At 51.7% G+C, this 25,293-nt stretch carries 21 protein-coding genes, 2 tRNA genes and 1 pseudogene; 8 read left to right on the top strand and 16 right to left on the bottom strand.

Annotation, left to right across the window (positions count from 1 at the left end):
• The first annotated feature begins 33 nt into the window (after nucleotides 1-33).
• Nucleotides 34-110 (top strand) — tRNA-Asp (locus ACJHX3_RS23240).
• Nucleotides 111-272: 162 nt separating this feature from the next.
• Nucleotides 273-1,076 (top strand): 2,5-didehydrogluconate reductase DkgB, encoded by an 804-nt coding sequence (dkgB, locus tag ACJHX3_RS23245; protein WP_000997027.1) that lies wholly within the window; start codon nucleotides 273-275, stop codon nucleotides 1,074-1,076.
• Here the strand turns inward: dkgB and yafC are convergent.
• On the bottom strand, nucleotides 1,073-1,987 hold the full coding sequence (gene yafC / locus ACJHX3_RS23250) for a DNA-binding transcriptional regulator YafC (RefSeq protein ID WP_000648583.1): 915 nt from the start codon (nucleotides 1,985-1,987) through the stop codon (nucleotides 1,073-1,075). The two genes, dkgB and yafC, sit on opposite strands and share 4 nt — an antisense overlap.
• Before the next feature lie 240 nt (nucleotides 1,988-2,227).
• On the opposite strand from yafC, the gene ACJHX3_RS23255 reads away from it, so the two are divergent.
• Nucleotides 2,228-3,028: an endonuclease/exonuclease/phosphatase family protein gene (locus tag ACJHX3_RS23255; protein ID WP_001230983.1), complete on the top strand. Its 801-nt coding sequence runs from the start codon at nucleotides 2,228-2,230 to the stop codon at nucleotides 3,026-3,028.
• Between the two features lie 77 nt (nucleotides 3,029-3,105).
• Nucleotides 3,106-3,876 carry a class I SAM-dependent methyltransferase gene (locus tag ACJHX3_RS23260; RefSeq protein WP_000211700.1) on the top strand — a complete coding sequence of 257 codons (771 nt, stop codon included), beginning with the start codon at nucleotides 3,106-3,108 and terminating at the stop codon, nucleotides 3,874-3,876.
• 46 nt (nucleotides 3,877-3,922) lie between these two features.
• Here ACJHX3_RS23260 and mltD read toward each other — a convergent pair whose 3' ends face one another.
• Entirely contained in the window at nucleotides 3,923-5,281 is a 1,359-nt protein-coding gene (gene mltD / locus ACJHX3_RS23265; RefSeq protein WP_000644685.1) for a murein transglycosylase D, read from the bottom strand.
• 71 nt (nucleotides 5,282-5,352) lie between these two features.
• A complete protein-coding gene (gloB, locus tag ACJHX3_RS23270; RefSeq protein WP_001052732.1) occupies nucleotides 5,353-6,108 on the bottom strand; it encodes a hydroxyacylglutathione hydrolase in 756 nt (251 codons plus the stop codon).
• A gap of 33 nt (nucleotides 6,109-6,141) precedes the next feature.
• Here gloB and ACJHX3_RS23275 point away from each other — a divergent pair, with 33 nt between their 5' ends.
• A complete protein-coding gene (locus tag ACJHX3_RS23275) occupies nucleotides 6,142-6,864 on the top strand; it encodes a class I SAM-dependent methyltransferase (RefSeq protein WP_001295200.1) in 723 nt (240 codons plus the stop codon).
• Here the strand turns inward: ACJHX3_RS23275 and rnhA are convergent.
• On the bottom strand, nucleotides 6,861-7,328 hold the full coding sequence (gene rnhA, locus ACJHX3_RS23280; protein ID WP_000917883.1) for a ribonuclease HI: 468 nt from the start codon (nucleotides 7,326-7,328) through the stop codon (nucleotides 6,861-6,863). The two genes, ACJHX3_RS23275 and rnhA, sit on opposite strands and share 4 nt — an antisense overlap.
• Nucleotides 7,329-7,392: 64 nt before the next feature.
• Here rnhA and dnaQ point away from each other — a divergent pair, with 64 nt between their 5' ends.
• The 3 genes from dnaQ (at nucleotide 7,393) to ACJHX3_RS23295 (ending at nucleotide 9,445) form a co-directional block, all read left to right on the top strand.
• Complete coding sequence (gene dnaQ, locus ACJHX3_RS23285) at nucleotides 7,393-8,124, top strand: DNA polymerase III subunit epsilon (RefSeq protein ID WP_094321873.1); 732 nt, start codon at nucleotides 7,393-7,395, stop codon at nucleotides 8,122-8,124.
• A gap of 132 nt (nucleotides 8,125-8,256) precedes the next feature.
• Nucleotides 8,257-8,333: transfer RNA gene (locus ACJHX3_RS23290), tRNA-Asp, on the top strand.
• Nucleotides 8,334-8,659: 326 nt separating this feature from the next.
• Nucleotides 8,660-9,445: a hypothetical protein gene (locus tag ACJHX3_RS23295; protein ID WP_001086162.1), complete on the top strand. Its 786-nt coding sequence runs from the start codon at nucleotides 8,660-8,662 to the stop codon at nucleotides 9,443-9,445.
• 148 nt (nucleotides 9,446-9,593) lie between these two features.
• On the opposite strand, the gene ykfM is transcribed toward ACJHX3_RS23295, so the two are convergent.
• The 12 genes and pseudogenes from ykfM to tagH form a co-directional block, all read right to left on the bottom strand.
• Nucleotides 9,594-10,061, bottom strand: a complete 468-nt coding sequence (gene ykfM, locus ACJHX3_RS23300; protein ID WP_001236629.1) for a protein YkfM — start codon at nucleotides 10,059-10,061, stop codon at nucleotides 9,594-9,596.
• A 9-nt stretch (nucleotides 10,062-10,070) separates the two neighbouring features.
• Nucleotides 10,071-10,999 (bottom strand): annotated as a pseudogene (locus tag ACJHX3_RS23305) (hypothetical protein).
• Between the two features lie 43 nt (nucleotides 11,000-11,042).
• Nucleotides 11,043-11,525: an Hcp family type VI secretion system effector gene (locus ACJHX3_RS23310; RefSeq protein WP_000002621.1), complete on the bottom strand. Its 483-nt coding sequence runs from the start codon at nucleotides 11,523-11,525 to the stop codon at nucleotides 11,043-11,045.
• A gap of 23 nt (nucleotides 11,526-11,548) precedes the next feature.
• Nucleotides 11,549-12,901 carry a VasL domain-containing protein gene (locus tag ACJHX3_RS23315; RefSeq protein WP_001087587.1) on the bottom strand — a complete coding sequence of 451 codons (1,353 nt, stop codon included), beginning with the start codon at nucleotides 12,899-12,901 and terminating at the stop codon, nucleotides 11,549-11,551.
• A 10-nt stretch (nucleotides 12,902-12,911) separates the two neighbouring features.
• The gene (tssM, locus tag ACJHX3_RS23320) at nucleotides 12,912-16,346 is read right to left on the bottom strand and encodes a type VI secretion system membrane subunit TssM (RefSeq protein ID WP_122987793.1); all 3,435 of its coding nucleotides are present in this window, start codon (nucleotides 16,344-16,346) and stop codon (nucleotides 12,912-12,914) included.
• A gap of 108 nt (nucleotides 16,347-16,454) precedes the next feature.
• The gene (gene tssA, locus ACJHX3_RS23325; RefSeq protein WP_094322037.1) at nucleotides 16,455-17,867 is read right to left on the bottom strand and encodes a type VI secretion system protein TssA; all 1,413 of its coding nucleotides are present in this window, start codon (nucleotides 17,865-17,867) and stop codon (nucleotides 16,455-16,457) included.
• A gap of 4 nt (nucleotides 17,868-17,871) precedes the next feature.
• Entirely contained in the window at nucleotides 17,872-18,615 is a 744-nt protein-coding gene (gene vasI, locus ACJHX3_RS23330; protein WP_000088865.1) for a type VI secretion system-associated protein VasI, read from the bottom strand.
• Nucleotides 18,612-21,377 (bottom strand): type VI secretion system ATPase TssH, encoded by a 2,766-nt coding sequence (tssH, locus tag ACJHX3_RS23335; RefSeq protein WP_000614408.1) that lies wholly within the window; start codon nucleotides 21,375-21,377, stop codon nucleotides 18,612-18,614. The genes vasI and tssH overlap by 4 nt, the downstream gene beginning before the upstream one ends.
• Before the next feature lie 8 nt (nucleotides 21,378-21,385).
• A complete protein-coding gene (gene icmH / locus ACJHX3_RS23340; RefSeq protein ID WP_094322038.1) occupies nucleotides 21,386-22,147 on the bottom strand; it encodes a type IVB secretion system protein IcmH/DotU in 762 nt (253 codons plus the stop codon).
• A 4-nt stretch (nucleotides 22,148-22,151) separates the two neighbouring features.
• Nucleotides 22,152-23,483, bottom strand: a complete 1,332-nt coding sequence (gene tssK / locus ACJHX3_RS23345; RefSeq protein ID WP_000246418.1) for a type VI secretion system baseplate subunit TssK — start codon at nucleotides 23,481-23,483, stop codon at nucleotides 22,152-22,154.
• A 2-nt stretch (nucleotides 23,484-23,485) separates the two neighbouring features.
• A complete protein-coding gene (gene tssJ / locus ACJHX3_RS23350; RefSeq protein WP_001080149.1) occupies nucleotides 23,486-24,010 on the bottom strand; it encodes a type VI secretion system lipoprotein TssJ in 525 nt (174 codons plus the stop codon).
• Nucleotides 24,007-25,287 (bottom strand): type VI secretion system-associated FHA domain protein TagH, encoded by a 1,281-nt coding sequence (tagH, locus tag ACJHX3_RS23355; protein WP_001113718.1) that lies wholly within the window; start codon nucleotides 25,285-25,287, stop codon nucleotides 24,007-24,009. Before tagH ends, tssJ begins: the two co-directional genes overlap by 4 nt.
• Nucleotides 25,288-25,293: the final 6 nt, after the last annotated feature.

A 25,293-nucleotide genomic window follows, 5' to 3' on the forward strand; every position in this document is an offset into this window, starting at 1 on the left:
GTCATAAAACCGGTGGTTGTAAAAGAATTCGGTGGAGCGGTAGTTCAGTCGGTTAGAATACCTGCCTGTCACGCAGGGGGTCGCGGGTTCGAGTCCCGTCCGTTCCGCCACTTATTAAGAAGCCTCGAGTTAACGCTCGAGGTTTTTTTTCGTCTATATTTCTATTATTGCTTAAATCGCAAAAATCCTCTGCGTTTTACGCCCTTTTTCCGCAACATTCTAAAGCCCATAATCACCTCAGTTAACGAAAATAGCATTAAAAGAGGCATATTATGGCTATCCCTGCATTTGGTTTAGGTACTTTCCGTCTGAAAGACGACGTTGTTATTTCATCTGTGAAAACGGCGCTAGAACTTGGTTATCGCGCAATTGATACCGCACAAATCTATGATAACGAAGCCGCAGTAGGTCAGGCGATTGCAGAAAGTGGCGTGCCGCGTCATGAACTCTACATCACCACTAAAATCTGGATTGAAAATCTCAACAAAGCTAAATTGATCCCAAGCCTGAAAGAAAGCCTGCAAAAATTGCGTACCGATTATGTAGATCTGACGCTAATCCACTGGCCGTCACCAAACGATGAAGTCTCTGTTGAAGAGTTTATGCAGGCGCTGCTGGAAGCGAAAAAACAAGGGCTGACGCGTGAGATCGGTATTTCCAACTTCACGATCCCATTGATGGAAAAAGCGATTGCTGCTGTTGGCGCTGAAAACATCGCTACTAACCAGATTGAACTCTCTCCTTATCTGCAAAACCGTAAAGTGGTCGCTTGGGCTAAACAGCACGGCATCCATATTACTTCCTATATGACGCTGGCTTATGGGAAGGCCCTGAAAGATGAGGTTATTGCTCGTATCGCAACTAAACACAATGCGACTCCGGCTCAAGTGATTCTGGCGTGGGCTATGGGGGAAGGTTGCTCCGTAATTCCTTCTTCTACTAAACGTGAAAACCTGGAGAGTAATCTTAAGGCACAAAATTTACAGCTTGATGCCGAAGATAAAAAAGCGATCGCCGCACTGGATTGCAACGACCGCCTGGTTAGCCCGGAAGGTCTGGCTCCTGAATGGGATTAAGCCTCTCTGACAGCTCCTCCGGGAGCTGTTTTTACATGCTCGCTAAGGAAATCGATAAAAGCCCGGATGCGCGTACTTACCGCACGGTCGCTGTAATAGACTGCACTGAATGGCATTTCCACTGGCAACACTTTATCTGCCATTAACTCCACCAATTCTCCGCGAGCGATTTCTCTGTCGATCATGTAGTCGGACAAACACGCAATCCCGTTGCCACTCAGGCAAAGCTGTTTCAGTGTTTCCCCACTATTGGATGACAAACCGTACTTCACCTCATGTAATTGTCCATCGCTACAGGCTATCGGCCAGGTATTGAGGGAAGCGGGTTCAGTGAATCCCAGGCAAACATGTTGCTTTAAATCGTCGATCGTTTCTGGCTTCCCATAGCGGGAAATATAATCGGGGGAGGCTATAATTTTTCGATAACTGTTAAATAACGGCCTGGCACGTAAGCTGGAATCCGTTAACGTACCGGCGCGTATCGCGACATCCACTTTTCTTTCGATCAAATTAATAATCGTTTCGGAGGAGACTAGTGATAAAGTGACTTCCGGATAGCGTTCACGAAAAGGCTTAATCAACGGCATCAGAAAGTGCAGCACCACTGGAGTTGCGGCATCGATCCGTAACAGTCCACGCGGTGTATTACGCGTCTCCATAATTTCTGATTCTGCCGCTGCCATCTCCTGCAAAATTGACTGTACGCGACGAAAATAACGCTCGCCTTCTTCCGTCAGGCTAAGTTGTCGCGTGGTCCGATTAAGCAGGCTAACGCCAAGTTTCATCTCCAGCTTTTTCACCGCCCGGCTTACCGCTGAGTTTGCTTGCCCTAATTGTTCCGCTGCCCGGCTAAAGCTGCCGCTTTCGACGACCGAAACAAAAATGGCGAGTTCTTCCGACGTGGCTTTCATTTTTGCTCCTATTGCAAAATAGAAGAGATATTTTGAATTTATTTGTCATTAAACCATCAGGATGCGTGATATGTCATCCGATTTAATGTTCTCGATAATGAGCAAAATTCTGACCGGTGTAAGCACTTGCTTACATAACAATATACAATTGCTCGTTGAAAGAGTGAGCTAAAATCCCTATAACAGTAGAACCCTCCCGAGTGCGGAAGGGTTGACGTAATAGAGGTTTCAAAGTCAAAAGTGCGAAAAAACACCTATGCCATGCGCTATGTTGCCGGACAACCTGCGGAAAGGATCTTACCGCCGGGGTCTTTTGCGAGCATCGGCCAGGCATTACCACCCGGAGAACCGTTAAGTACCGAAGAGCGTATTCGGATCCTGGTGTGGAACATATACAAACAGCAACGCGCTGAATGGTTGTCGGTATTAAAGAACTACGGCAAAGATGCACATCTGGTGTTATTGCAGGAAGCGCAGACAACGCCAGAGTTAGTACAGTTTGCGACCGCTAACTATCTTGCCGCCGATCAGGTACCCGCTTTCGTACTGCCACAACATCCTTCTGGCGTAATGACCCTTTCGGCGGCGCATCCAGTGTATTGCTGCCCGTTACGTGAACGAGAACCCATTTTGCGTCTGGCGAAGTCGGCCCTGGTGACGGTCTATCCATTGCCTGACACCCGCCTGTTGATGGTGGTTAATATACACGCCGTCAATTTCAGTTTGGGCGTGGATGTCTATAGTAAGCAGTTACTTCCTATTGGCGATCAGATAGCTCACCACAGCGGCCCGGTCATTATGGCGGGAGATTTCAATGCCTGGAGCCGTAGAAGGATGAACGCGTTATATCGCTTTGCGCGGGAAATGTCGCTGCGCCAGGTGCGTTTTACCGACGATCAGCGCCGTCGGGCGTTTGGTCGCCCGCTCGATTTTGTTTTTTACCGTGGTCTGAACGTCAGCGAAGCTTCTGTACTGGTTACGCGCGCTTCCGATCACAATCCGCTACTCGTTGAATTCAGTCCCGGCAAGCCTGATAAATAAGGTATGTCAGGTCTGCCACAGGGCAGACCAACGTTTGGCGCTGCCCTTTTATACTCAAACAACAAAAGGACAGCGCAATGACAACACAATCCCACCATGACCACGTAGAAAAGCAGTTTAGCTCTCAAGCTAGCGAATATCTGACTAGTACCGTACATGCATCCGGACGGGATTTACAGCGCCTGGCGGTGCGTCTGGCTGATTATCCTGATGCAAGTGTACTTGATATGGGCTGCGGAGCAGGGCATGCCAGCTTTGTCGCTGCGCAGAACGTGAGCGCGGTGGTGGCGTATGACTTATCTGCCCACATGCTGGATGTCGTGGCACAAGCTGCCGAAGCCCGGCAACTGAAAAATATCACCACCCGCCAGGGTTATGTCGAAAGTCTGCCATTTGCCGATAACGCATTTGATATTGTTATCAGCCGTTATTCTGCCCATCACTGGCATGATGTTGGTGCAGCACTGCGTGAAGTGAATCGGGTATTGAAACCCGGCGGTAGGCTGATTGTGATGGACGTAATGTCTCCGGGTCATCCAGTGCGCGACATCTGGTTACAGACGGTAGAAGCATTACGCGATACCTCTCACGTACGAAACTACGCCAGCGGTGAGTGGTTGACGTTAATCAATGAAGCCAATCTGATAGTTGATAATTTAATTACAGATAAGTTACCGCTGGAATTTTCTTCATGGGTCGCGAGAATGCGTACGCCAGAAGCGTTAGTAGACGCTATTCGCATTTACCAACAGAGCGCATCGACAGAGGTGAAAACGTATTTTGCCTTGCAGAATGATGGCTCTTTCACCAGTGATATCATCATTGTAGAAGCACATAAAGCAGCATAAATAAAAAAGGCACCGGGGGAATCGGTGCCTTTCATTATCTGGTTTGTCAGGAATCTGGCATGTTGTTGTTTTTCACAAACAACGTCAGCTTATCGCCTGGTTGCAGATTCGCAGTATCGCTGTTCCAGCGCATCACATCTTTGATGTTCACGCCGTGGCGTTTAGCAATGCTTGAAAGCGAATCGCCTTTGCGCACACGATACGTAATGCTATCGCTGTTGTTTGCCAACCGCTGTGCGCTACTACCTGCGCCAATCGTCAAGCTTTGGCCTGGCTTCAGCTTAGATCCGCGCAGTTTGTTCCACTGCTGCAAATCTTTGGTGCTAACGCCGAGACGTGAAGCGATACTTGAAAGCGTGTCGCCAGAGCGTACGGTGTAAACACGGCTGTTAAGCGGCGTATTGTCGGCAACCAGCGTCGACTGTACAGCAGCAATTTCGCCCGAAGCCAGAGATTCACGCAGTTGATCTGCATGCTTCTTTGGCACCATCACGTACTGAGGACCACTTGCGCCCAGCGTGGAGCCTTTCACGCCAGCGTTGAATGTCTTCAGCTTGCTGACGGAAATCCCCGCCATATCTGCAACCTTCGCCATTTCAACTGGGCTGCTCAGGTGCACACGTGCCAGAGCACGGCTTTCATCGGTCGTTGGCAGACGTACGCCATAACGCTTGCTGTTTTTGAGAATATCACTCAATGCCAGCATTTTAGGCACGTACTGCTTCGTTTCCTGCGGCAACGGTAACGACCAGAAGTCCGTGGATTTCCCACGCGCTTTGTTCGTTTTAATTGCCTTCATGACTCGACCTTCGCCGCTGTTATAAGCCGCTACGGTCAGAAGCCAGTCGCCGTCAAACATCTTGTTCAGACGCTGCATCATGTTCAGCGCGGCAGTTGTTGAAGCAACAACATCGCGACGCGCGTCATAATTGCGGGTCTGTTTCAAACCATAATTGCGCCCCGTGCTCGGAATGATCTGCCAGATGCCTGCTGCATTGGCGCCAGACGTTGCGTGAGGATCAAAAGCGCTCTCCACTATGGGTAGTAGTACCAGTTCCATAGGCATGTTACGTTTTTTAACTTGCCCGGCTATCCAGTACATATACGGCTCTGCCCGTAAAGTTACATCGTGGAGATAGCTCTTATTGCGTAAATATTTCTGTTTCTGTTCGCGAATCCGGTCATTTTCCGGAATTCCCATCTTTAGCTCGTCGCCAATGAAAGCCCACAAGTCACCATCTGGCGCGATAGACGTCCCATCGTCCATCCATCGTGCCTGACTTGTAAACTTTGCTGCTTCCCCTTGACCAGCTGCAGAAAGGCTCTGTGCGTGCTGTTGAACGTTGCCGGTACTCTGGCAACCCACGAGCAGGACAGAGGCGAGTAATATCGCTTTTGCCTTCATGTGTGTGTCAATAGTTGCTTAAAAGACGACCGATCATAACGGCGAACGGAGCCGATGACAAGAAAGTTTTATCAGAACCTATCTTTCTTTGACCTTAACCATGCAAAACGTTCTTCAGGTTGTTGCAATAATGTTTCTTCATTAATTACATTAATTAAATCAATATCTTCTGTTCTTAAAAAAACATTAATTTGCCGCTCATTTTTCAGAATTACGGGTAGTGTTATTTGATTTTTTGCCCGTAACTCCTTAACTTTACGATAATAATCATTTATGGACAAATCGTGCGGAAGAATACTCAAAGCAAACTTCATATTTGATAAGGTATATTCATGAGCACAACATACCAATGTATCGTCAGGTAACGCACTTAACTTTTTAAGTGATTGATACATTTGTGATGGTGTCCCTTCAAACAACCGACCACACCCACCAGAAAACAGCGTGTCGCCGCAAAATAGATAAGGTTTACTGAAGTAACAGATATGTCCTAAAGTGTGACCCGGTGTGGCAATTACACTAAATTCATGCCCCAAAACGAAGGCAGTTTCGCCATCTTTGACTACCTGTGTTGTTCCCTTATCTTGTGTCTCTTGTGGACCATACACCACAATTTGCGGAAACTTTTTCACCAGTTCTTTTACGCCGCCAACGTGATCGTGGTGATGGTGGGTGAGAAATATGGCCTCCGGTTGCCAGTTATTGGCGGCAATGGCGTTTAATACTGGCTCTGCGTCTCCGGGATCGACAATCAGGCAGCGACCTGCTTCATCATTCAAAACCCAGATGTAATTGTCATCAAAGGCGGGAATACTGTTAAGATTCATAGATTACCTCTCAGTGTGAAACGGAAGGTTGTGATGAAACCGGCAAGAGTCCCTCAAACTGTCGTGGCTCCTGATTGCTGGGGCGATTTGCCCTGGGGAGAGCTTTATCGCAAGGCGCTGGAGCGCCAGCTCAACCCGTGGTTCACTAAAATGTATGGTTTTCATCTGCTTAAGATTGGCAATTTAAGCGCAGAAATCAATTGCGAAGCGTGCGCGGTTTCTCATCAAGTGAATGTTTCTGCGCAAGGAATGCCCGTCCAGGTGCAGGCGGACCCACTTCATCTTCCTTTTGCCGATAAATCCGTTGATGTTTGTCTACTGGCACATACATTGCCGTGGTGCACCGATCCGCATCGTTTATTGCGTGAAGCCGATCGGGTATTGATTGATGATGGCTGGCTGGTGATTAGTGGCTTCAATCCCATAAGTTTAATGGGATTACGCAAACTTGTGCCGGTATTGCGCAAAACCTCGCCCTATAACAGCCGGATGTTTACTCTGATGCGGCAGCTGGACTGGCTCTCTTTGTTGAATTTTGAAGTGCTACACGCCAGCCGTTTCCACGTTCTCCCGTGGAACAAACACGGTGGAAAACTATTGAATGCGCATATTCCTGCGCTTGGTTGCTTACAACTTATTGTCGCCCGGAAACGGACTATTCCTTTAACGCTAAATCCGATGAAACAGAGTAAAAACAAGCCACGAATTCGCCAGGCGGTTGGAGCCACCCGGCAATGTCGTAAACCACAGGCTTAAACTTCGACTTGATAGCCCGTATCTTCCAGTGTGGGATTCATCGCTGCGGCACGAGCCAGTTCATCGCAACGTTCGTTTTCTGGATGACCGGCATGGCCTTTAACCCATTCCCATTTGATTTGATGCTGCCCCAGCGCAGCATCAAGACGTTGCCAGAGATCGACATTTTTTACTGGTTTTTTGTCTGCGGTTTTCCAGCCACGTTTTTTCCAGTTATGGATCCACTGGGTGATACCCTGGCGGACATACTGGCTGTCGGTACTCAAAATGACTTCGCAATGTTCTTTTAACGCCTCCAGCGCGACAATAGCGGCCATCAACTCCATACGGTTGTTGGTGGTGCGGGTGTAGCCTGCGCTAAAGGTTTTCTCGCGTCCGCGATAGCGTAAAATAGCGCCGTAACCCCCAGGTCCTGGATTACCCAGACACGAACCATCGGTGAAAATTTCTACCTGTTTAAGCATCTCTGGTAGACTTCCTGTAATTGAATCGAACTGTAAAATGACAAGTCTGACATAAATGACCGCTATGAGCACTGCAATTACACGCCAGATCGTTCTCGATACCGAAACTACCGGTATGAACCAGATTGGTGCGCACTATGAAGGCCACAAGATCATTGAGATTGGTGCCGTTGAAGTGGTGAACCGTCGCCTGACGGGCAATAACTTCCATGTTTATCTCAAACCCGATCGGCTGGTGGATCCGGAAGCCTTTGGCGTACATGGTATTGCCGATGAATTTTTGCTCGATAAGCCCACGTTTGCAGAGGTAGCCGATGAGTTCATGGACTATATCCGCGGCGCGGAGCTGGTGATCCATAACGCAGCGTTCGATATCGGCTTTATGGACTACGAGTTTTCGTTGCTTAAGCGCGATATTCCGAAGACCAATACCTTCTGTAAGGTCACCGATAGCCTTGCGGTGGCGAGGAAAATGTTTCCCGGTAAGCGCAACAGCCTCGATGCGTTATGTGCCCGCTACGAAATAGATAACAGTAAACGAACGTTGCACGGGGCATTACTCGATGCCCAGATCCTTGCGGAAGTTTATCTGGCGATGACTGGTGGGCAAACGTCGATGGCTTTTGCGATGGAAGGAGAGACACAACAGCTACAAGATGAAACAACAATTCAGCGCATTGTGCGTCAGGCAAGTAAGTTACGCGTTGTTTTTGCGACAGATGAAGAGCTTGCAGCACATGAAGCCCGTCTCGATCTGGTGCAGAAGAAGGGGGGAAGCTGCCTCTGGCGGGCATAAATACCTGTAAAAGGCGCTAAAAATAGCGACTTGGGCGATTTTTGCAGCAAACGATTCAAAAGATGAGAAAAACCGTTGACGAAGGGAGAGGCAATCCGTAATATTCGCCTCGTTCCCAACGGAACACAACGCGGAGCGGTAGTTCAGTCGGTTAGAATACCTGCCTGTCACGCAGGGGGTCGCGGGTTCGAGTCCCGTCCGTTCCGCCAAATTCACTCATGAAAATGAGTTCAGAGAACCGCAAGATTTTTAATTTTGCGGTTTTTTTGCATTTAAATCCCGATATTTCTCTGTTCAATGATTTTACTCTGGCGTAAGTGCGTAACTCTCGCTTGTTGTCTCATTTATTAAAATTCAATAATGATATCGAACCATTCAACTTAAATATATTTTTAGTGAATAATTTTATATTGATTAAATGAATGTATATTTCATGTTGATTTTGTTTGTTATTATTTAAGTGGGGTATATAATTAGAGTCCGTTATCAGTGCTAAATATTCTAATCATTATGACAGGCGAGGGAGTGTCCGATTATGAATTCAAAAAAGGTTTGTTGCATATGTGTATTATTCTCGCTGCTTGCAGGATGTGCCTCTCAATCTTCTATTGATGAAAAAAAGAAAAAAGTTCAAGTTACACAAAGTAATATTAATAAAAACATTCCCCCGCAACTGACAGACAAAGATTTATTCGGTAATGAAACCACTCTGGCTGTATCCGAGGAGGATATTCAGGCTGCGCTTGAAGGAGATGAGTTTCGTGTGCCTCTCAATTCTCCCGTAATACTTGTCCAGTCTGGCAGTCGCGCACCGGAAACCATTATGCAGGAGGAGATGCGAAAATATTATACTGTTTCCACATTCTCTGGTATCCCGGACAGACAAAAGCCTCTGACTTGTAACAAAAACAAAGATAAAAATGAGAACGAGGATGTTGCCAGTGCTGAAAATATGAACTGGATGCAGGCATTACGTTTTGTGGCGGCAAAAGGCCATCAGAAAGCGATTATTGTTTACCAGGATACGTTGCAGACAGGAAAATATGACACTGCACTGAAATCAACAGTATGGTCCGATTATAAAAATGAAAAACTGACTAACACAATCTCACTGCGCTATCTGGTGCGATTCACGCTGGTGGATGTAGCTACAGGTGAGTGGGCTGCCTGGTCGCCGGTGAATTATGAATATAAAGTGCTTCCACCATTTCCCGGCAAGAATGAAGCCAGTACGACTGATATGACAGAGCAGCAAATCATACAACTTAAGCAAAAGACCTATAAAGCGATGGTAAAAGATTTGGTTAACCGCTATCAATAATAAATTATATCTGCCGCCAGGAATTTCTGGCGGCAATAATACAAAATTCTTTGCATAAGAAATTGTTCCTGACAAAGACAGTGCAAGAAAGGACATGGAATCCGGCGTTAAAAACTGTTTGTTTTAGAATATTTAATTATTTAACTGCTTAATCTTCCTTGCGAGAAATATGTTCATTATTACATTTTATGCCATTTTTAATATAGATTGCTCCTGGGAAAATCCCCGTGTTATTACCGCAGGGGTGATAATTAGCATTGACATATCCTGTGACAAAAGGAGCTATTAAAGGTGCTATTACGATAGCTATTAGTAAAAATATAAGAGTTAGCTGTATTGTTATGTCTGTGGCGAAATTGATTACCTTTGTTTTTTTTATTAAGAATGATTTTATTATTGTTAGTAAAATTACATGAATATTTAACAAGGAAAACGATATGAAACCGAAGCATAGAATCAACATTCTCCAATCATAAAATATTTCCGTGGAGCCTTTTATTATTGAATATAGAGGTTTAATTCCGGTAAAAAATAAAGAAGCATTGAATGCAGGGAAAAATAATATGGCTATAAAAAACATCGAAAAAAACTCTTTCAATTTAACATGTAAACGCATAGTTAATCCTCATATCACGGGGGGAGTGTTAAGAACATACATAAATGGAGTCATGTTTTCCCTTTTCCATTTATCAAGTTCCTGTTGCCGTTTTAGTCCATCTCTAATTGCATCTTTTAATTTTTCTGATAAATGGTATTGAGCATCGATTTCATTTAAAACAACTGTACACACTATCCCTGTAAGTAAAATTGCTCCTCCTACAAGAATTACTGGAAGGCCAAAACTAAGACAGGCAAAAGAAGCCAGGCTTCCAATAGCAGTTGCAACACCGCCTGCAATCACTGCTTTGGCCACATCCATTGAAAAATCACCAAGAAAATTAACCAGATCTCGCTCTGAACTCATAATAAATTCTATGGTTCTCCAGGCTACTGAAAACCAGATACAGAACTTAACTCCTTTTATTGATTCAGATAAAGCTCCTCGCCAGCCAATAGCGAGTTCCAGAACTTGAGGCGCTCGTGAAGAGAAAATATATTTACCGAGCTTTTCTAAAAGCCAGGGGCTGGATGTTGTAATTTTTATATATTTCTCTCCAAGTATTTCAAAGTAACTTGCTTTTGTATACTTTAAGGTATTAAAGTTAAATATAATTTTCCCATTTCCATCAAACTCAGTCATTAATTTACCCGCGTTAACTAACCAAGCGAGTGTATCTTTTATACCTGAAGGATGTGTAGTGATAAAATGAATGTAATCAAATGATGTTATTGAGCTGAGTATTTTTTTTTTTTTTTTTTTTTTGCAACATCAAGTGTCAAGAGAATAACATGATGAGTGTTCTGACGCCTTAATTCATCAATGAGTGGGACGTCGTTAAGATAAGGGTGCTGAGGTACTAGCTGGTTTATCGGTTGAGCCCCCCGAAGAATGTCACCCACATAATCAGCCCACTGTGCATTCTGTGTGTTGTTATTATTCCTTAAACCAGCCATTATATCTCTCCGCAATAGTAATTTATTATGTTATTACAGTAAATTACTGTACACGATCCTGCCATTTACTCATTGCATTCGTACCGGCTAACGTATGCTCCCAGGAAATATCTTCATAAATAAAGGCAATTCTCTCCTGTGGCTCCAGTTCTTTTTCCAGGACAGCATGCGGTGTGACAAAATCAATACTTGATATTCGGGCTTTTGACAGGTTTATTTTATAATAAGGCTGGTAAATACCCGCTTTACTGGTTCGGTAGAGTATAAATTCACATGTTACCATTTTTTCATTGTCACTAAGTGCTTTTGCCAGCAATGGTGAGGATTTATCAACCGGTTTGGTGATAATTAATTCATGATGATTGACATTTTGACTTCTTGAGATGGAATGCATTAACGCATAAACCATGATCTGATCTTTATGTTCTGGCTGTGCTTTGTTTCCGACAGAATCAAGCGTTGAGCAACCTGCTGAAATCAGCCCTTGTGTCTCTCCACTCAAAGATAAATAACTCATATTTGCCATGATAATCTCCTTTAATTAAATAATTATTTTTCGGCCGTGGTCCCGGTTGCCGCCTCTGGCATGACGTTATTCTTCAGCAGCAGCCAGCGGATTAACACGCCTTCGAGTCGCTCATTAATTTGTTTTTCCAGCGCATCTATATTCTGCTTCTGCGCACGGGCATCCTGGTACTGCGTCAACAGAGACTCAACGGGTGTTTCCTGCCCCAGTCCCCGCTCCGCCTGCCAGATGACATTTTTGATATAGGAAAGGGTTAGTCCCTCTTTCTCGCGCCGCATCACGAGATCTGCAAAAGCATGTAAGTCCTGACGGGTCTGCAACCAGCCACGCAACTGCGGGCTACTCTGTGCGCGGGTTTTGAGTGCTTCATTCCAATGTGTCGAGGCCTGCTGCTGCTGCAGGCTTTCCGGCCAGCGACTGTCGGCAACACGCATCATCTGCATCCCGGTTTCCAGCGGTTGTACCGGGGAGACGCCAAGAAGCTGTTGCAGCCTGCGCTCATAGTTTTCTAGTTCAGGTGAGGCCATCCACACCGTTGCTGCGCCCTGCGCGGTGTCGTTAACCTGTAACAGTTGCTGTTGCACCGGATAGACCTGCCACCACCACAATGCTGAGGCGACAGCCACTGAACAGGCGATCCCCGTGATAAACCCTCTTACCGTACTGCCTTGCTTCATCACACTGGCCTGTGGGGGATTCTCTGACAGACTGCGCACTTCTACTTTCATCTCAGGCAGGTCGGGCAGGGGAGGCACTACCGCTTCTGGCGTGGAGGAAGCCGTTGTTTCCGGGGCATAAATCAGTGTTCTAACCGTGGTCTGTACGGCGTTTTCAACGTTACTCTTCGGCTGGGGTTCAAGCCGCTTACGCGTGTTCTGCATAAAATAGAGCAGATTCTCCACGCGCGGAACGCGCTTCAGCTCCACCTGCTGAAGCTTGTCGCAGATAAGCTGCAATGCCCGCTCTGTGCGGTAGATCAGTGGCAGATCGGGTTCCGCAAAGGAGATTTGCTGACGCAGAATATTGCCGGTTCGGGAGTTAAACCAGTCCAGCATTTCAGTACGCGCCGGACCGCCCTGCGGCCAGAATTTATCCCAGTCGTGGCTTACCATTGCCGCCAGCAGTTCCGCACCTTCGCAGAATCCCGCCAGTCCCTGTGTCCGTGTCCGGGCAAGCGTATAGTAGGTGGCGGTGTGTAAATCCACACCGTTGGCTTTAAAAATCGCCAGCGCCAGCGACTCCACCAGTTTCCAGTTCAGCTCAGGCTGTGACGGATGGCTGGCTTTGTTTATTTCCTCGCGGATGGCGCTGAATTCCGGCAGCCCGCGCGGGTCACTGCCGGTAACGATAGTTTGTGTCAGTCCGTTACTATTCATCCCTGCCTCCTCAGTACAGTGTGTCTGACAGGCCAAACTGGCTGAATAACCCACCGCTGAACGGGTTATCTTCCGTGTCGGTATGCACGCGGTAGGTCATTGCGCCACCGTCCACACTAAAGCGCACGGTAAAGTTGCCATCCTGTACTCCGGTCAGCTGTCCGGCCCCGAACAGGCGGAACTGAGCCCACGGCCCGCTGAAGCTGATACTGCGCGGTGCGCCGCCGCGGGCACCAACCAGCGTCAGTTTGCTTTCGTTGCCTTCGCGCATATTGTTAGGCCAGACCAGATGGGCGGTATAGTTACGGCCCTGGCTGTAATCGACTAACTGACCGTCAAGGTTCAGTACGCTGCGGCGTTTGTTGCCGGAAAGCGATACCGTTTCCACGGCAAAGGATGTTCCCAGACCGTTCTGTTTGCTGAAGAATATGTCACGGATTTTCTGCGCGGTTTCCAGTTGCGCAATAATATCTTCGCGAATAATGACGTTGTTATCGCCATCCTCCAAACTCAGGTCATTGTCGATAAACAGCTTTAGGTTCTGCTGGTAGAAGGTATCCAGTATGCCATCTGGTTTAAAGAATCGTTCGAAGGCATCCAGTGAGGCATCCTGTGCAGAATGTGGATTAAACGGATAGTTATTTGCCAGTTGCTCGTTAAACGGTTTCACCACGCTGTCGCGCCAGTCCACTTCCATATAGTGAACGGCTTCCACCATCACCACATGCCAGGCCTGGTCAGCCAGCCTGCCTGCCCAGCGGTTGAGCGGAGCAGGCAGTGTTTTTGCCATCTGGCGGGTGGCGAATATGGGATCGCTGCTGTTCTGATCAAGCCGTAACTGCACGGCTTTCAGTGCCGATTTCCCAGGTACAGGCGCGTTCTGGATCGCCAGCAGGTAGCGGTGTAACTCGGTGAGCTGCAGGTACACGGCCTGCATCGTGCTTTCTTTATCTTTCTGGACTGTCAGGGTACTGTTTTCCGGGGCGAACTCATGCCCAAGGCGGGTGAGTAACTGGTAGTCTGGTTCAGCCAGGGCCTCATCCCGTTCTTTAGCAGATAGCTTTTCAGAAAAGGCGCCTGGTTGTGTGTTGTCACGCAGCACGGTCAGCGCCCGCTGCAAAGGCTGGTCACCGCTGATAACCTGCTCCAGCGCCCCGGTCAGTTGTCCGATGGACTCAAAATTGCGGATATTCAGATTGTCCATCCCGGCCCGCCAGGTGGCGGTGTAGTCGCTGATATACTGCTCGGTCAACTGGCGCTGGATTTCCGCCCGGTCGGCGTCACTGTATTTCACGCTGCGGGTGAGGTTGAGTACCCAGGAATCCATCGCCGTCAGTTCAACCAGTTCATCGCGCTGTTTTACAAAATAGCTTTGCAGGCCGTAACGGGTAAGAAACTGTGGAACAACCAGTTTATTGTCATCGGCAGATGTAAACACCTGGTCAAAGGTTGGCCCTACCTGGTCACGCAGATTGAGGTCGGCAGGAAGAACGCCCAGCGCCCGCGTTTTCAGGCTCTGGTAAACTCGCTGGTAGACAGGTAGTTTGCTTAGTTCTTTCTGTGCTGACACAACGGGCTTGTCATACGGCGTCCAGCGGCTGATAGCGTCACCGTCGCCCGCCTGACGCTCTGCATGCCAGTCTGTGTGAGCCAGCGCGTAGTCAAGATGGGACATCAGTTGCGCCTGGATATCGCGCTGGCCGTGGAACTTTTCGCTCCAGCGTTTTGCCATATACTGCTTCACCACCTCATTGTTACGTCCGCTCTTATCCTCCAGCATTCGCATCACGCGCAGCACGGCGAGTTTTTCCTCACTCTCCGGTGGCGCGGCGTTCATCTCTTTGACCAGCCCGTTAAACAGCGACGGAAGATAGCGTTGCTCCAGCAGTTGCAGGTAGGTCCGTTCCACATAAGGCCCGATGCGTCGCCCCTGATATAATCCCATCTCCGCAAGGCGGCTGCGGTCGCCCCAGTCACCGTAGGCCAGAGTGGCATCGCGTACCGGGTTCAGCAGCGGCAGTTGCAGGTTGCCATAGTCATCTTCCCCCTGCGGAGGCGGCACATCCATAAAGGCTTTGGCCTGCTTAAGCACGGTGATGCCGGACTGATAGTTACCATTGTAATAGTGATGCCAGCCGGTGATGAGCAGCAGTGCCGCCACGCCGCCAGTGGCAGAGAAAACCGTCAGGCGGCGACGGGAACGCATCAGCCAGGCGCGGCTCTCCGTTGCCAGATTAGGCTCTGCGAGTAACGCCTGCGGGAACAGGCTACGGGTGAAATAGGGTGCGGTGTCCACCAGAGGCCAGGACGCCAGTGGGTTATTGCCCAGCCGGTATTGGCGGGCGGCAGACTGGGTGAAAATATCATCCATCTGTCCGCGCTGAAGCGAAGAGGTGAGATAGACGCCACGCAGCATCACGTTCATATTTTCGCCGTCAAGCAGACCCTCAAGCAGTGACACCAGTGGTTCACGGCTTCCCTGCATCTGGCGGGAAAAACTAAATAAAGACGCGCGGGTGTGAGTCTGAGCGACCATCAGATCCGGCAACGCTAGGTTCATTCGATCCACCCATGTCTGCCAGAAAGCATTCAACTCTGTTCGCCAGTCATCATTTTCATGGGCGCGGCGGGTGAACGTGACCCCTAGAATTGCATCGCGATCCTGTCTGTTCAGTGACTGGAACAGGGCGGCAAAACCCTGCAATAAATCAAGCCGGGTGAGTACCACGTAAACCGGTAACTGGCAGTGAAGATGCTGGCGTATATCCTGCAAGCGGCTGCGCAGCGTCTGTAACAGATGTTCGCGGCGGCGTTTGTCTGCGGTAAGCAGATCGGGTAAATCGAGTGTCAGAATAATCCCGTTCAGCGGCTGGCGCGCGCGCTTTTCTTTCAGCCAGCCGAGGGCATGTTCCCACAGACGGCGATGCAGGATATCCGCATCAGCGGGAGCGCAGAGTGTGCCGTCGATATCAAAGATCACCGCCTGTTTACCGACATGGGGCGTGAGGTACAGGCGTTGTTCTGCGCCGCGTGCGCCCTCCGGGGCATAAATAATGTCGGACGGAAAACCCTCGCGCAGCAGTGTCGTTTTGCCACTGCCCGCCGGGCCGATGACCATATACCACGGCAACTGCCACAGGAAACGGCGGTTGTCGAGATGGCGTTGCAGGCGCAGCAGCCAGCGGTCAAGGTAACGCTGCTGGGCGTTCAGCTCCACACTGAGCGGATCAATGGCCTCCTCGCGCTGCTGCTTTTGCATTTTTTCAAGCTGTTGCAGGCGCTTCATCATCCGGACGGTAAGCCACACTAGGGCGATAATCCCCCATGCCGCCGTTGCCAGCCAGCGGTTCGCCAGTGGTTTGAGCCACTGTTCTTCATACAGCGTCCACGTCGGGCCTTTCCACCAGATCCATACCAGCAGAAAAATCCACGCCAGTATCAGCAGCCAGAAAGCGGAGACTTTAAACCGGGGCATCGCCGGGCGTAGGGCTGATTTGAGTCCGCTGAGTAGTCGGGGTGTTGGTAATCTGAACACAAAAACTCCTGTTCTCTTTTATTGTTCTGCCGTGAATTTTTGTTCAAGCTGCGTAAGTAATGATGGCTCCCAGTCAGACACCATCATCTGACTCCCTATCATCAACAACATCCGGTACTGTTGCTGCGCAAGCTGTATCAGCCCCGCCTCCTCCGTCAACTGTGCGGCAAGGTACTGGCGGTGAAACTGATCGCGGGGATCGCCTTCGGGTAGCATGTCCAGATATCGCAGCGCCGCCTCCAGACCCTGCCCAGCAAAACAGGCTCTGGCTGCCTGCGATTCCTCACCGATTTGCGCAACCGGTGCAACTTTGCCGTCGGGCGAAGCTGCCAGCCATTGTTTCGTCTGCTCACTGAGAAACGGTGTGCGGTCATTAAACAGCAGCCCGGTAAGCTGGGGCAGACGCTCAAGGAAGCGGATGACCTCATCGCGGATGGTGTCTGCCACCTGTTTGTAACCCAGACGCAGTGCCGTCTGTGCAGAAGGACAGTGACCGTCCAGCCAGTAAGGAGCCAGCAATACGCTTTTCTCAACCTGCTGCCACAGCGCCATATCCGCGCTGGCAAGCCGGGACTGGTAATCCGCCACCATATCGGCAGAGACCGCAGCCAATGGGGTACGTCCATCGCTTTCCGCCTGGGGTGTACTGGTGATGGATTGCCACAGGGCATGGCGGCGCAGGCGATAGCCCTGCGGCGAGTCCGGCTGGCGTTCACATAAAATAGCCGCCACTTTTAACAGCGTGTCGCGCCAGGCTTTGTCGTCGTGACTGTCGATGGCGATTTGGGGAGCCGGAGCACTGGGTTGCGTCACGCCGCTTTCAGACGTGGCGGTGGTCTGTCGTGAACTATCGGAGGCCGCCGGAGTGGGGGCAGGAGCCGGTGCCGCACGATTAAACGCACGCTGGTACAGGGCAAAAAGATCATCGGTAGCCAGTGCCAGTTCCGGGGCGTTATGTGACTGCCAGCACTGCGCCAGTTTCGCCAGTTCCCCTGACAGCGCGTCGCGCTGCGCTGTGGCGGCGTTCTGTGAAAAGCCTTCAATACCTGTTTCGAAGCGTTTAATGACCTGGCTGGCAAAGCGTTTTTTATGTGCCATATTCTGCGGCGCAGCCACCGACCAGTAATGCTCCACATACAGCGCCAGCAGGCGCAATGCGAGATGAGGATCACCGGCGTGTTGCAGGGTTCTCAGCAGATGCGCCAGCAGACGAAAGTCCTTACTCTCCGAAGCCAGAATGACCAGCCCCCGGCGCTGGAGTTCCGGGATATCCAGTTGACTGTGGGCCAGAGATCCCAGTTTGACGATTTCGCCGTCGATATACTCCCAGTCCGGGTTGTCATCTTTCAGCGCCGATGCCAGTTTTTCTTCCGGCAGGTTTTCCAGCAGGTGCGTTATCCAGACATTCGGATCGCGTAAGTCCATTGCCATATTTTTATTCTCCCGCCCAGTGGCAGGCAACGCGCAGGGGGGCAATCGCCCTTGCCAGCCCGTCAATGTTAAAGGTCAGCTTTCCTGCGGCGTTATCTGCGCCGGTATCCACTGTCAGCGTTTTTGCGCCGAACAGTTGCTTAATTTCATCAATCCCGGACAGCCCCCGGCTGGACTCCAGCAGGGTGCCGTTCTCGCGCACAAACCAGTGGCTACGCAATGCCCGGCTGTCGGCATTCAGAGTGACGGCGATATCATGGACATCCAGAGGGTGCATCAGCGCCACCTGCATCCGGGTGATATTGTCCACGCAACTGAACATCAGCACCGGGCGCGGCGGAACATGGCCGATAGCCGGGGTGGTTATCACCACCGTCGGGCGCTCCCCCGGCACCTGCGTCACCAGCAGTTCTGTGGTGTTGCCCTCGCGGCGTTTTTCCTGCTCTGTGGCGCGGGTCCAGGCCTCGCCCACAAAACCGGCTTTGACCAGCGCCCCGTCAAACCCTGACGGGGACAGCGGTGCCAGCAGGCGGTCATAGCAGTCAAGCCGCTCCAGCGCCGCGGACTCCCGCCGACAGGACTGCATGGCCTGTGACGTGGCTGTCGCATCCGGCGGGGGCGTGGTGGCGACGGCGACCGCCACACCGGCCATTGACGATGTTTCTGCGGGCGCGGCAGTGGCGGGTAAGCCCGTCATCAGGCCCGCGATAAACCATCCTGTCTGCCGGAAAACGCGCAACCTGCTCATAAAACCGTTTCATCCTTTGTGACGGACTCGTCGTTCTGAGCATCTTCCACGTCTGCCGTAAATGCGTCGTCCACCGCCGACAACCGAATCCGGGCAATCGCCGTGTTAGCCGCCATTTTCTGCAACAGCAGCAGCGAGAGCGGCGGTAGCATGTCGCCATCGATGACCGATTCCAGCATCCTCGCGCCGTTTTCCGCGCGGGTGACGCGGCTCATGATTTCGTCCGTCACTTCCGGTTCAATGACCACTTCTGCACCAAAGCGACTGCGCAGCACGTTATCCAGACGGGCCAGTTTTCCGGCGATAATGGTGGCGAGCGTCTCTTTCGACAGCGGCAGATACGGCACCACTTCCATACGCGCCAGCAGGGCAGGTTTGAAGAAGTCGGCCAGCACCGGATACAGTTCTTCCTGCATGGTTTCCGGGTCATCGGCGTGCTCGACTATTACCTGGTAGCCGAGGTTGGACGTCAGGAAGAAGACGATATTTTTGCAGTCAATCAGGCGGCCTTCACCGTCTGCCATTTCGCCCTTATCGAACGACTGGTAGAACAGGTTGAGCACATCCGGGTGCGCTTTTTCCACTTCATCGAGCAGTACTACCGAGTAGGGTTTCTGGCGAATCGCTTCGGTCAGTACGCCGCCTTCACCGTAGCCAACGTAGCCCGGAGGCGAACCAATCAGCCGCGAGACGGTGTGTTTCTCCTGGAATTCGGACATATTGATGGTGGTCAGGTACTGGCGACCGCCGTAGAGCAGCTCTGCCAGTTGCAGGACGGTTTCGGTTTTACCCACACCGCTGGGGCCAGCCAGCAGGAACGCACCGAGCGGGCGTCCCGGAAGACGCAGGTCGGCGCGTGCGGTCAGTAGATGCTTATGCAGGCTGGCAATCGCCAGGTCTTGGCCTTTGATGGTGTCGCCCAGCCATTTCGGCAGGTCGGTGATGACCGACATTTCATTCTGCGACAGGCGGTTGAGCGGCACGCCGGTCCATTCGGCAATCACCGCCGCAATCTGTTTTTTATCGACGTGCGGGGAGACCAGCAACCGGTCGTTATGCAGGGCGTCCAGTTCGGCAGTGAGCTGGGCCAGCCGCTGTACCGGGGAAACTGTTTCAGCGGTCTCTTCCGGCTGTTCTCTGTCGGCCTCATCAGCCGGTACGGCACCGGTATTATCCTGTTCTGACTCTGACTCTGGCGGCGTATCCTCCGCGGCATCTGCGTCCGGCAACGACGCCGCATCGTCTTCTGCCACGCCCAGCAACTGCTGGCGCAGCGCGATAATCTCCCGGACCAGCGCCTGCTGCTGATGCCAGGCCGCTTCCAGTTCATCCAGCGCCGTCAGCGTTTCATCGTACTGCACCAGCACCTCGGTCATCCGTGAGGTGTTGGTACGCAGCCCGATGCGAAGCTCGCGCTCAAGCTGGCGAATTTCCGCCTCCTGCTGGTGGCTCAGAGTGGTCAGCGCCGAGATTTGCTTCGGCGGCGAGGAAAGGTTAATGGCGACGCGGGCGCAGGCGGTATCCAGCACATCAATGGCTTTGTCCGGCAACTGACGCCCGGAGAGATAACGTTCGCTCAGCGTTGCTGCGGCCTGCAAGGCGTCATCATCAATCAGCACGCCGTGAGACTGTTCATAGACCGCCGACAGACCACGCAGAATAATGGTGGCTTCGGCGGCGTTGGGTTCGCTGACCTTCACCAGCTGGAAGCGGCGCGACAGGGCGGCATCTTTCTCGAAGTATTTTTTGTATTCGCTCCAGGTGGTGGCGGCGATGGTTTTCAGTTCGCCGCGCGCCAGCGCCGGTTTGAGCAGGTTGGAGATATCCAGCCCGCCCTGCTGGTTGCCCGCGCCAATCAGGGTATGTGCTTCGTCAATAAACAGAATGACCGGCACCGGAGAGGAAATGACCTCCGCCATCAGCCCCTTGAAGCGTTTTTCGAATTCGCCCTTCACCGACGCCCCGGCCTGCAATGCGCCTAGGTCAAGGGTCATGATATCGGTGTTTTTCAGTTTGTCCGGCACCTGGCCTGCCACGATGCGCAGCGCCAGCCCTTCGATTAAGGCACTTTTACCCACGCCTGCTTCGCCCACCACCACCGGGTTGTTCTTGCGGCGGCGGCAGAGAATGTCGATCATCAGGTCGATTTCGTGGTCGCGGCACAGTACCGGGTCAAGCCTGCCGTTACGGGCGTCTGCGGTCATGTTTTTGGCGTAGCGGGCAAGCAGGGTGTCAGCAGCGTCCGTCAGTGTGCCTGCGACTTTACCGTCTGCATCCGGCACGACTGATTCCGCCGACTCCTGTGTCCACTGTACAAAGTCCTGTTGCAGACGGTCACGGTTAATGCCGGTCAACAACCGGGCGGCAGCAGGCGGTATATAACGCAGCGGCGAATGCAGCAGGGCCAGCAGCAACACGCCGCCACGCAATTCGCTGTGCTGCATCTCAGCCGACGCCAGCAGCCAGCCCTCTTTCAGCCACTCAACCAGCATCGGGGAAAATGCCGGGTAGCTGTCCGCAGAACGGGCAGTTGTGTAGTTCTCCACCGTCAGCGCCTGGCGCAACTCTTCCATGCCAATATCGCCCTGGCGGGTAATAACCCGCAGGTCGCTGCGTGGCATGGCGAGCATCTGAATAAGCACATGGCTGACGGTAATTTCCGCTGCCTGCTGGCTCATACATTCAGAGGCGGCCATCTCCAGCGCCTGGCGGGAGAACAGGTTAAGCCGTTTTACCAGCGTGGGAAGATCAATCTGGATCATAAACGTCCTTATCGAAGTAATTTGTTTAGCTGGTGCAGGATGTCCTGCGTCTGGCTGTCCAACCGCAACAGATAGAACAGGTAAAACAACGCCAGCACGACAACGCCACCACAAAAAATATGTTTAATGGTCAGGCGACTGATGAGCTGATAACGCCCGCCCTGGGTTTTTTTGTCCTGGTATAACAGCGGGAAAGGGGCATCGCCGCGTAGTTTATGCAGGACGTGGTACAGGCGGCGGTAGATCTGCTCAAATTCCCCCTGATCCTGTGCTGCCACTTTGTAGCGCCCGCGAAATCCCAGAGAAAAACAGAGCCAGAGAAATTCCAGCAGATCCTGGTAACGTTTGGGTTCACGGATCAGGCGCTCCAGCAGGATGAAAACTTTCTCTCCACCCCAGGCTTCGTTGTGGAAATGGACCAGCAATGACTGCTTGATCCACTCGTTCTTGTTCGACCAGCCGTTACCGAGCGCCGCTTCATCAATAAACGTGCAGAGGATGTAGCGAAACGAGATAATCACGCCCGGTTCGTAGCCCTGCTCCTGAAGCAGTTGCTCCACGGCCTGAACATCCGTCACCACCTGAGCAAAAAGATGCTCCGGCATCGTCTGACTGTTCATGGTTGAAAGGCGCATCACCATACCGAGGAGCGGCGTGGCTGCGTCGATCATCGGATTCAGGCTGTTGCCACGAAGCGCGAGATGATAGTCGCGCTGGCTTTTTTCGTGGTGTCCGGTAAATGGTGGCAGAGACAGTGACCCCTCATCCATCGTCTTACCCTCTTATCGCCCACAGTTGCATGTTCAGATCCGGGAAACTGCCGGATACATGCAGTGCAACGGCCCCGGCGGCAGCCATTTCTGTCCAGGCCTGGCCGCTCTTGTCGAGTTCGAAATAGCTGAACCCGGAATGGTAAGGAAGCTGGCGGGGAGCCACCATCAGGGCACGCAATGGAATGCCGGGTATCTGCACACTGACCATATTGCGGATTTTTTCCGGCGAGGAAATTTTCGACTGCTGGATAAACTGGCGCTGGATCTGATCGACCGGCATGTTTGCCGCCACGGCCAGCACAAAGGTGGCAGATTGCAGCAGTTCTGTGTCATGGATATCGGCCTGCCAGATACCGTCACGCAGATGCAGCGGCAGATTAACGGCTCTTGGCGACAGTACGGTATGCAGCGCCCGTTTGACTTCCGGTAACAGCGTTTTAAATGTTTTGGTCAGGTCATGATGATCATACACATCAAGCGGGCAGGGCAGGCGCGACGGCTCGGTAAAGGTCATCAGTTCACCCAGCAACCCGGCAAGATCAAGGTAGAAATCTTCCGGGTGGAGCTGGGATCGACGAGCGCGATGGGTAAACCGGGTCTGGTTACGGTTAAGTAACTGCAACATCATAAATTCCGCCACATCCGCGATGCCGCTCTGCGCCGGAGAGCCAATGCGGTTTGCCAGATCGCTTGCCCGTCCGCCAATGGCCCCCTGTACCTCTTTGAGATAAACACGCAGTTTCTTACTGACCTGAATATTCTGGCAGGAGGGGATAAAATCGTCATCCAGCGTCAGGGAGCCGTCGGCATGGCGATCGCTGATACGGCAAAGCGGGAGCGTAATATAGGCGCTCATATCTTCTGCACCGCTCATAATGCGCGGCGTCAGTTGACCCAGCGTCAGTGTTCGCGCGTCACCTTCTTCTGAATGCAGATCCCGGACATCGGCATAATTCAGCCGGTAACGCCCGATTCGCCGCCCGTCGCTGATTTCATTTCTCACATCACTGGCGACCGGCAGAGCGAGGTAAATATTGCGGCTTCTTTCGTCCGGAAAATGTTGCGGGTGCAGCGGATCGGGCAGTGCGTCCTGGTCGGGGATAGAAAAGACGGTGCCGTCGGGCAGTGTGCCTGACGCGCTGTCAATCATGATCTTACCCTGCGCCAGCAGTTCATTGTTGAGGGTGAGTTCGGTAAATCCCCAGGATAAATCATTCATGGCCCGGAAACGCTGGTTATCCAGGTAGTCGTTGTAACGCTGCTGTTGCTGGAAGTGGTGTGGGCGCATCAGCATCCCTTCCTGCCACATCACCTTGTTGCGGGTGGTTGCCATAATTATTCATCCTCTTTTTTCATTTCGATGCTGCTTTGACGTACATGCACCAGCAGGCGGTAATGGTGGCCGGTTCCTTCCACCGTCTCGATTTGTTTCCATTCAGTGGCCTGGTCATCGGAGAAATAGGCCACGACACCAATAAACTGCGTTTTCTCATCCAGCTTTACCGGCGGCAGGGTTTTGATGGTGTCCGGCAACAGGTTGAAATCCTGGTGGTCGATATAGTTTTTACCCAGCACATCCGGTAGCGGCGTACTGGCTATCTGGTCATAGTCGGCTGCCAGCAATTTTGAGTCGTCAGTCAGGTACACCAGTTGCACATCCACGGCGGCTGATTCACCCTCCGCATTGGTATTGGTGTCCGGTTCGGTCAGCAGGGTGACGGTTATTTCCGAAGGTTGCTCCTTCAGGCTCCCGACCTGGATATCCGGGTTTTTGATCACCTCGCTGATTTTTTTCGCCGTTTCGCAGCCGGTTAATATGACGCACATCAGCACGCAGGCCAGAAACGCCTTCCTGTTCATGCTTCCGGCTCCCGCTGTTTTTCACGAAGCACCCGGTCATAGACCTGGGCGTAGACCTCGTTAAACAGCATCTCAAACCCCTGCTGGCGATCGGAGGCCAGTTCTTCGTAATAATGGCTGTACATTTGCCATGCTCCGGCATCATCCAGCGGCTGGCGCAGTTCATGGCTGCGGCGGTACTGCACAAAGCGGCGCAGCAGATTTTGTGGTGAGAAAGCATCCAGCAGGACACGAAGCGACTCCACAATCGCTGCCCGGTTAGCTTCTTCGTGGTGGCGGACATTGCGCAGGCTTTCACTGACAGCGGCGGGAGCCGCCAGATGTACCGGACTTTTACCTTCGGCAAACATCACGTCGAGCGCGGTGGCGTAATCCATGTTCAGGCGCAGCGGGTTATCTTCCAGCGGGCGCAAATGTTTGTCTGAGAGGCTGTTACGCTGTTGCTGCAAATCGAGCAGACCTTTTATTGCGGCCTGTAACGTGCGTCCGGCCTCTTCCAGAAAATCATCCGCATCGTCGGAATTGCTCACGGTAAGCGAACCGCCGAGACCGCGCAGTAAGGGGGTGACCGCAAGGTGGCGTTGCGCCATTTCTGCCACAGAGACGTCATCATTACGATCGCCGGGGCTGGCATAAATGGGCGGCAGATTCATAAACGGCGTATTGATCCCCCCATTACTTGCCGGATCGGACAGCGGTGCCGATGGCCGGACAGCCGCAATGCCTGAAAGCGGATCGCCCGTGGTAATCAGGCTTTCGGACTGAAGTGCCTGGAGTGGATCGGCAGAAAAACCGTTTACCACGGTGTCTGCAAGCTGATGCCGGTGAGTCATTCCCGGATAGTGTGGCGCACCCTCCGTTGACAGCAGGGTATCCGTGAGCATATCGCGATTGGTGACGATGGTTTCGGGAGTGGCCATTTCCTCATCGTAATGGGGGATATCTCCCCGGTTCAGATGAACCCTCACCATCAGACGCCCTATCTGGATCTCATCGCCCTGGCGCAGCTGTATCAGGTCTGATGTTGCTGTGACTTTTGCCTGGTTCAGCCACAGTTGTGCCGTCTGCGGGCGCAGACAAAATGTGCCATCGTGCAGGATAACGGTAAAAGCCTGAGCCGGAATGCTCTGCTGACGATCCTGTACCGACCAGTGGCATTCGGGGCCATGGCCGACATTTCCCTGCTGTGTGAACAGACAGCGCGCCGCCCGCCCGCTTTCCAGCTCACTGCCGTTAATGACCTGCAATGAAAGCGTCTGTAGTTTCTCTTCCGGCATATTCTG

Source organism: Escherichia sp. WS1265, assembly GCF_046487585.1.
Lineage (GTDB): Bacteria > Pseudomonadota > Gammaproteobacteria > Enterobacterales > Enterobacteriaceae > Escherichia > Escherichia coli.

Coding starts and splice junctions, on each gene's coding strand:
- ACJHX3_RS23310 (WP_000002621.1), bottom strand. CDS start 11,525: ATGGCAAATATGAGTTATTTATCTTTGAGTGGAGAGACACAAGGGCTG.
- vasI (WP_000088865.1), bottom strand. CDS start 18,615: ATGAGCAGGTTGCGCGTTTTCCGGCAGACAGGATGGTTTATCGCGGGC.
- ykfM (WP_001236629.1), bottom strand. CDS start 10,061: ATGCGTTTACATGTTAAATTGAAAGAGTTTTTTTCGATGTTTTTTATA.
- tssJ (WP_001080149.1), bottom strand. CDS start 24,010: ATGAACAGGAAGGCGTTTCTGGCCTGCGTGCTGATGTGCGTCATATTA.
- dkgB (WP_000997027.1), top strand. CDS start 273: ATGGCTATCCCTGCATTTGGTTTAGGTACTTTCCGTCTGAAAGACGAC.
- ACJHX3_RS23295 (WP_001086162.1), top strand. CDS start 8,660: ATGAATTCAAAAAAGGTTTGTTGCATATGTGTATTATTCTCGCTGCTT.
- gloB (WP_001052732.1), bottom strand. CDS start 6,108: ATGAATCTTAACAGTATTCCCGCCTTTGATGACAATTACATCTGGGTT.
- dnaQ (WP_094321873.1), top strand. CDS start 7,393: ATGAGCACTGCAATTACACGCCAGATCGTTCTCGATACCGAAACTACC.
- icmH (WP_094322038.1), bottom strand. CDS start 22,147: ATGGATGAGGGGTCACTGTCTCTGCCACCATTTACCGGACACCACGAA.
- mltD (WP_000644685.1), bottom strand. CDS start 5,281: ATGAAGGCAAAAGCGATATTACTCGCCTCTGTCCTGCTCGTGGGTTGC.
- ACJHX3_RS23315 (WP_001087587.1), bottom strand. CDS start 12,901: ATGAATAGTAACGGACTGACACAAACTATCGTTACCGGCAGTGACCCG.
- tssA (WP_094322037.1), bottom strand. CDS start 17,867: ATGGCAATGGACTTACGCGATCCGAATGTCTGGATAACGCACCTGCTG.
- ACJHX3_RS23260 (WP_000211700.1), top strand. CDS start 3,106: ATGACAACACAATCCCACCATGACCACGTAGAAAAGCAGTTTAGCTCT.
- yafC (WP_000648583.1), bottom strand. CDS start 1,987: ATGAAAGCCACGTCGGAAGAACTCGCCATTTTTGTTTCGGTCGTCGAA.
- rnhA (WP_000917883.1), bottom strand. CDS start 7,328: ATGCTTAAACAGGTAGAAATTTTCACCGATGGTTCGTGTCTGGGTAAT.
- tssK (WP_000246418.1), bottom strand. CDS start 23,483: ATGGCAACCACCCGCAACAAGGTGATGTGGCAGGAAGGGATGCTGATG.
- ACJHX3_RS23275 (WP_001295200.1), top strand. CDS start 6,142: ATGAAACCGGCAAGAGTCCCTCAAACTGTCGTGGCTCCTGATTGCTGG.
- tssH (WP_000614408.1), bottom strand. CDS start 21,377: ATGATCCAGATTGATCTTCCCACGCTGGTAAAACGGCTTAACCTGTTC.
- tagH (WP_001113718.1), bottom strand. CDS start 25,287: ATGCCGGAAGAGAAACTACAGACGCTTTCATTGCAGGTCATTAACGGC.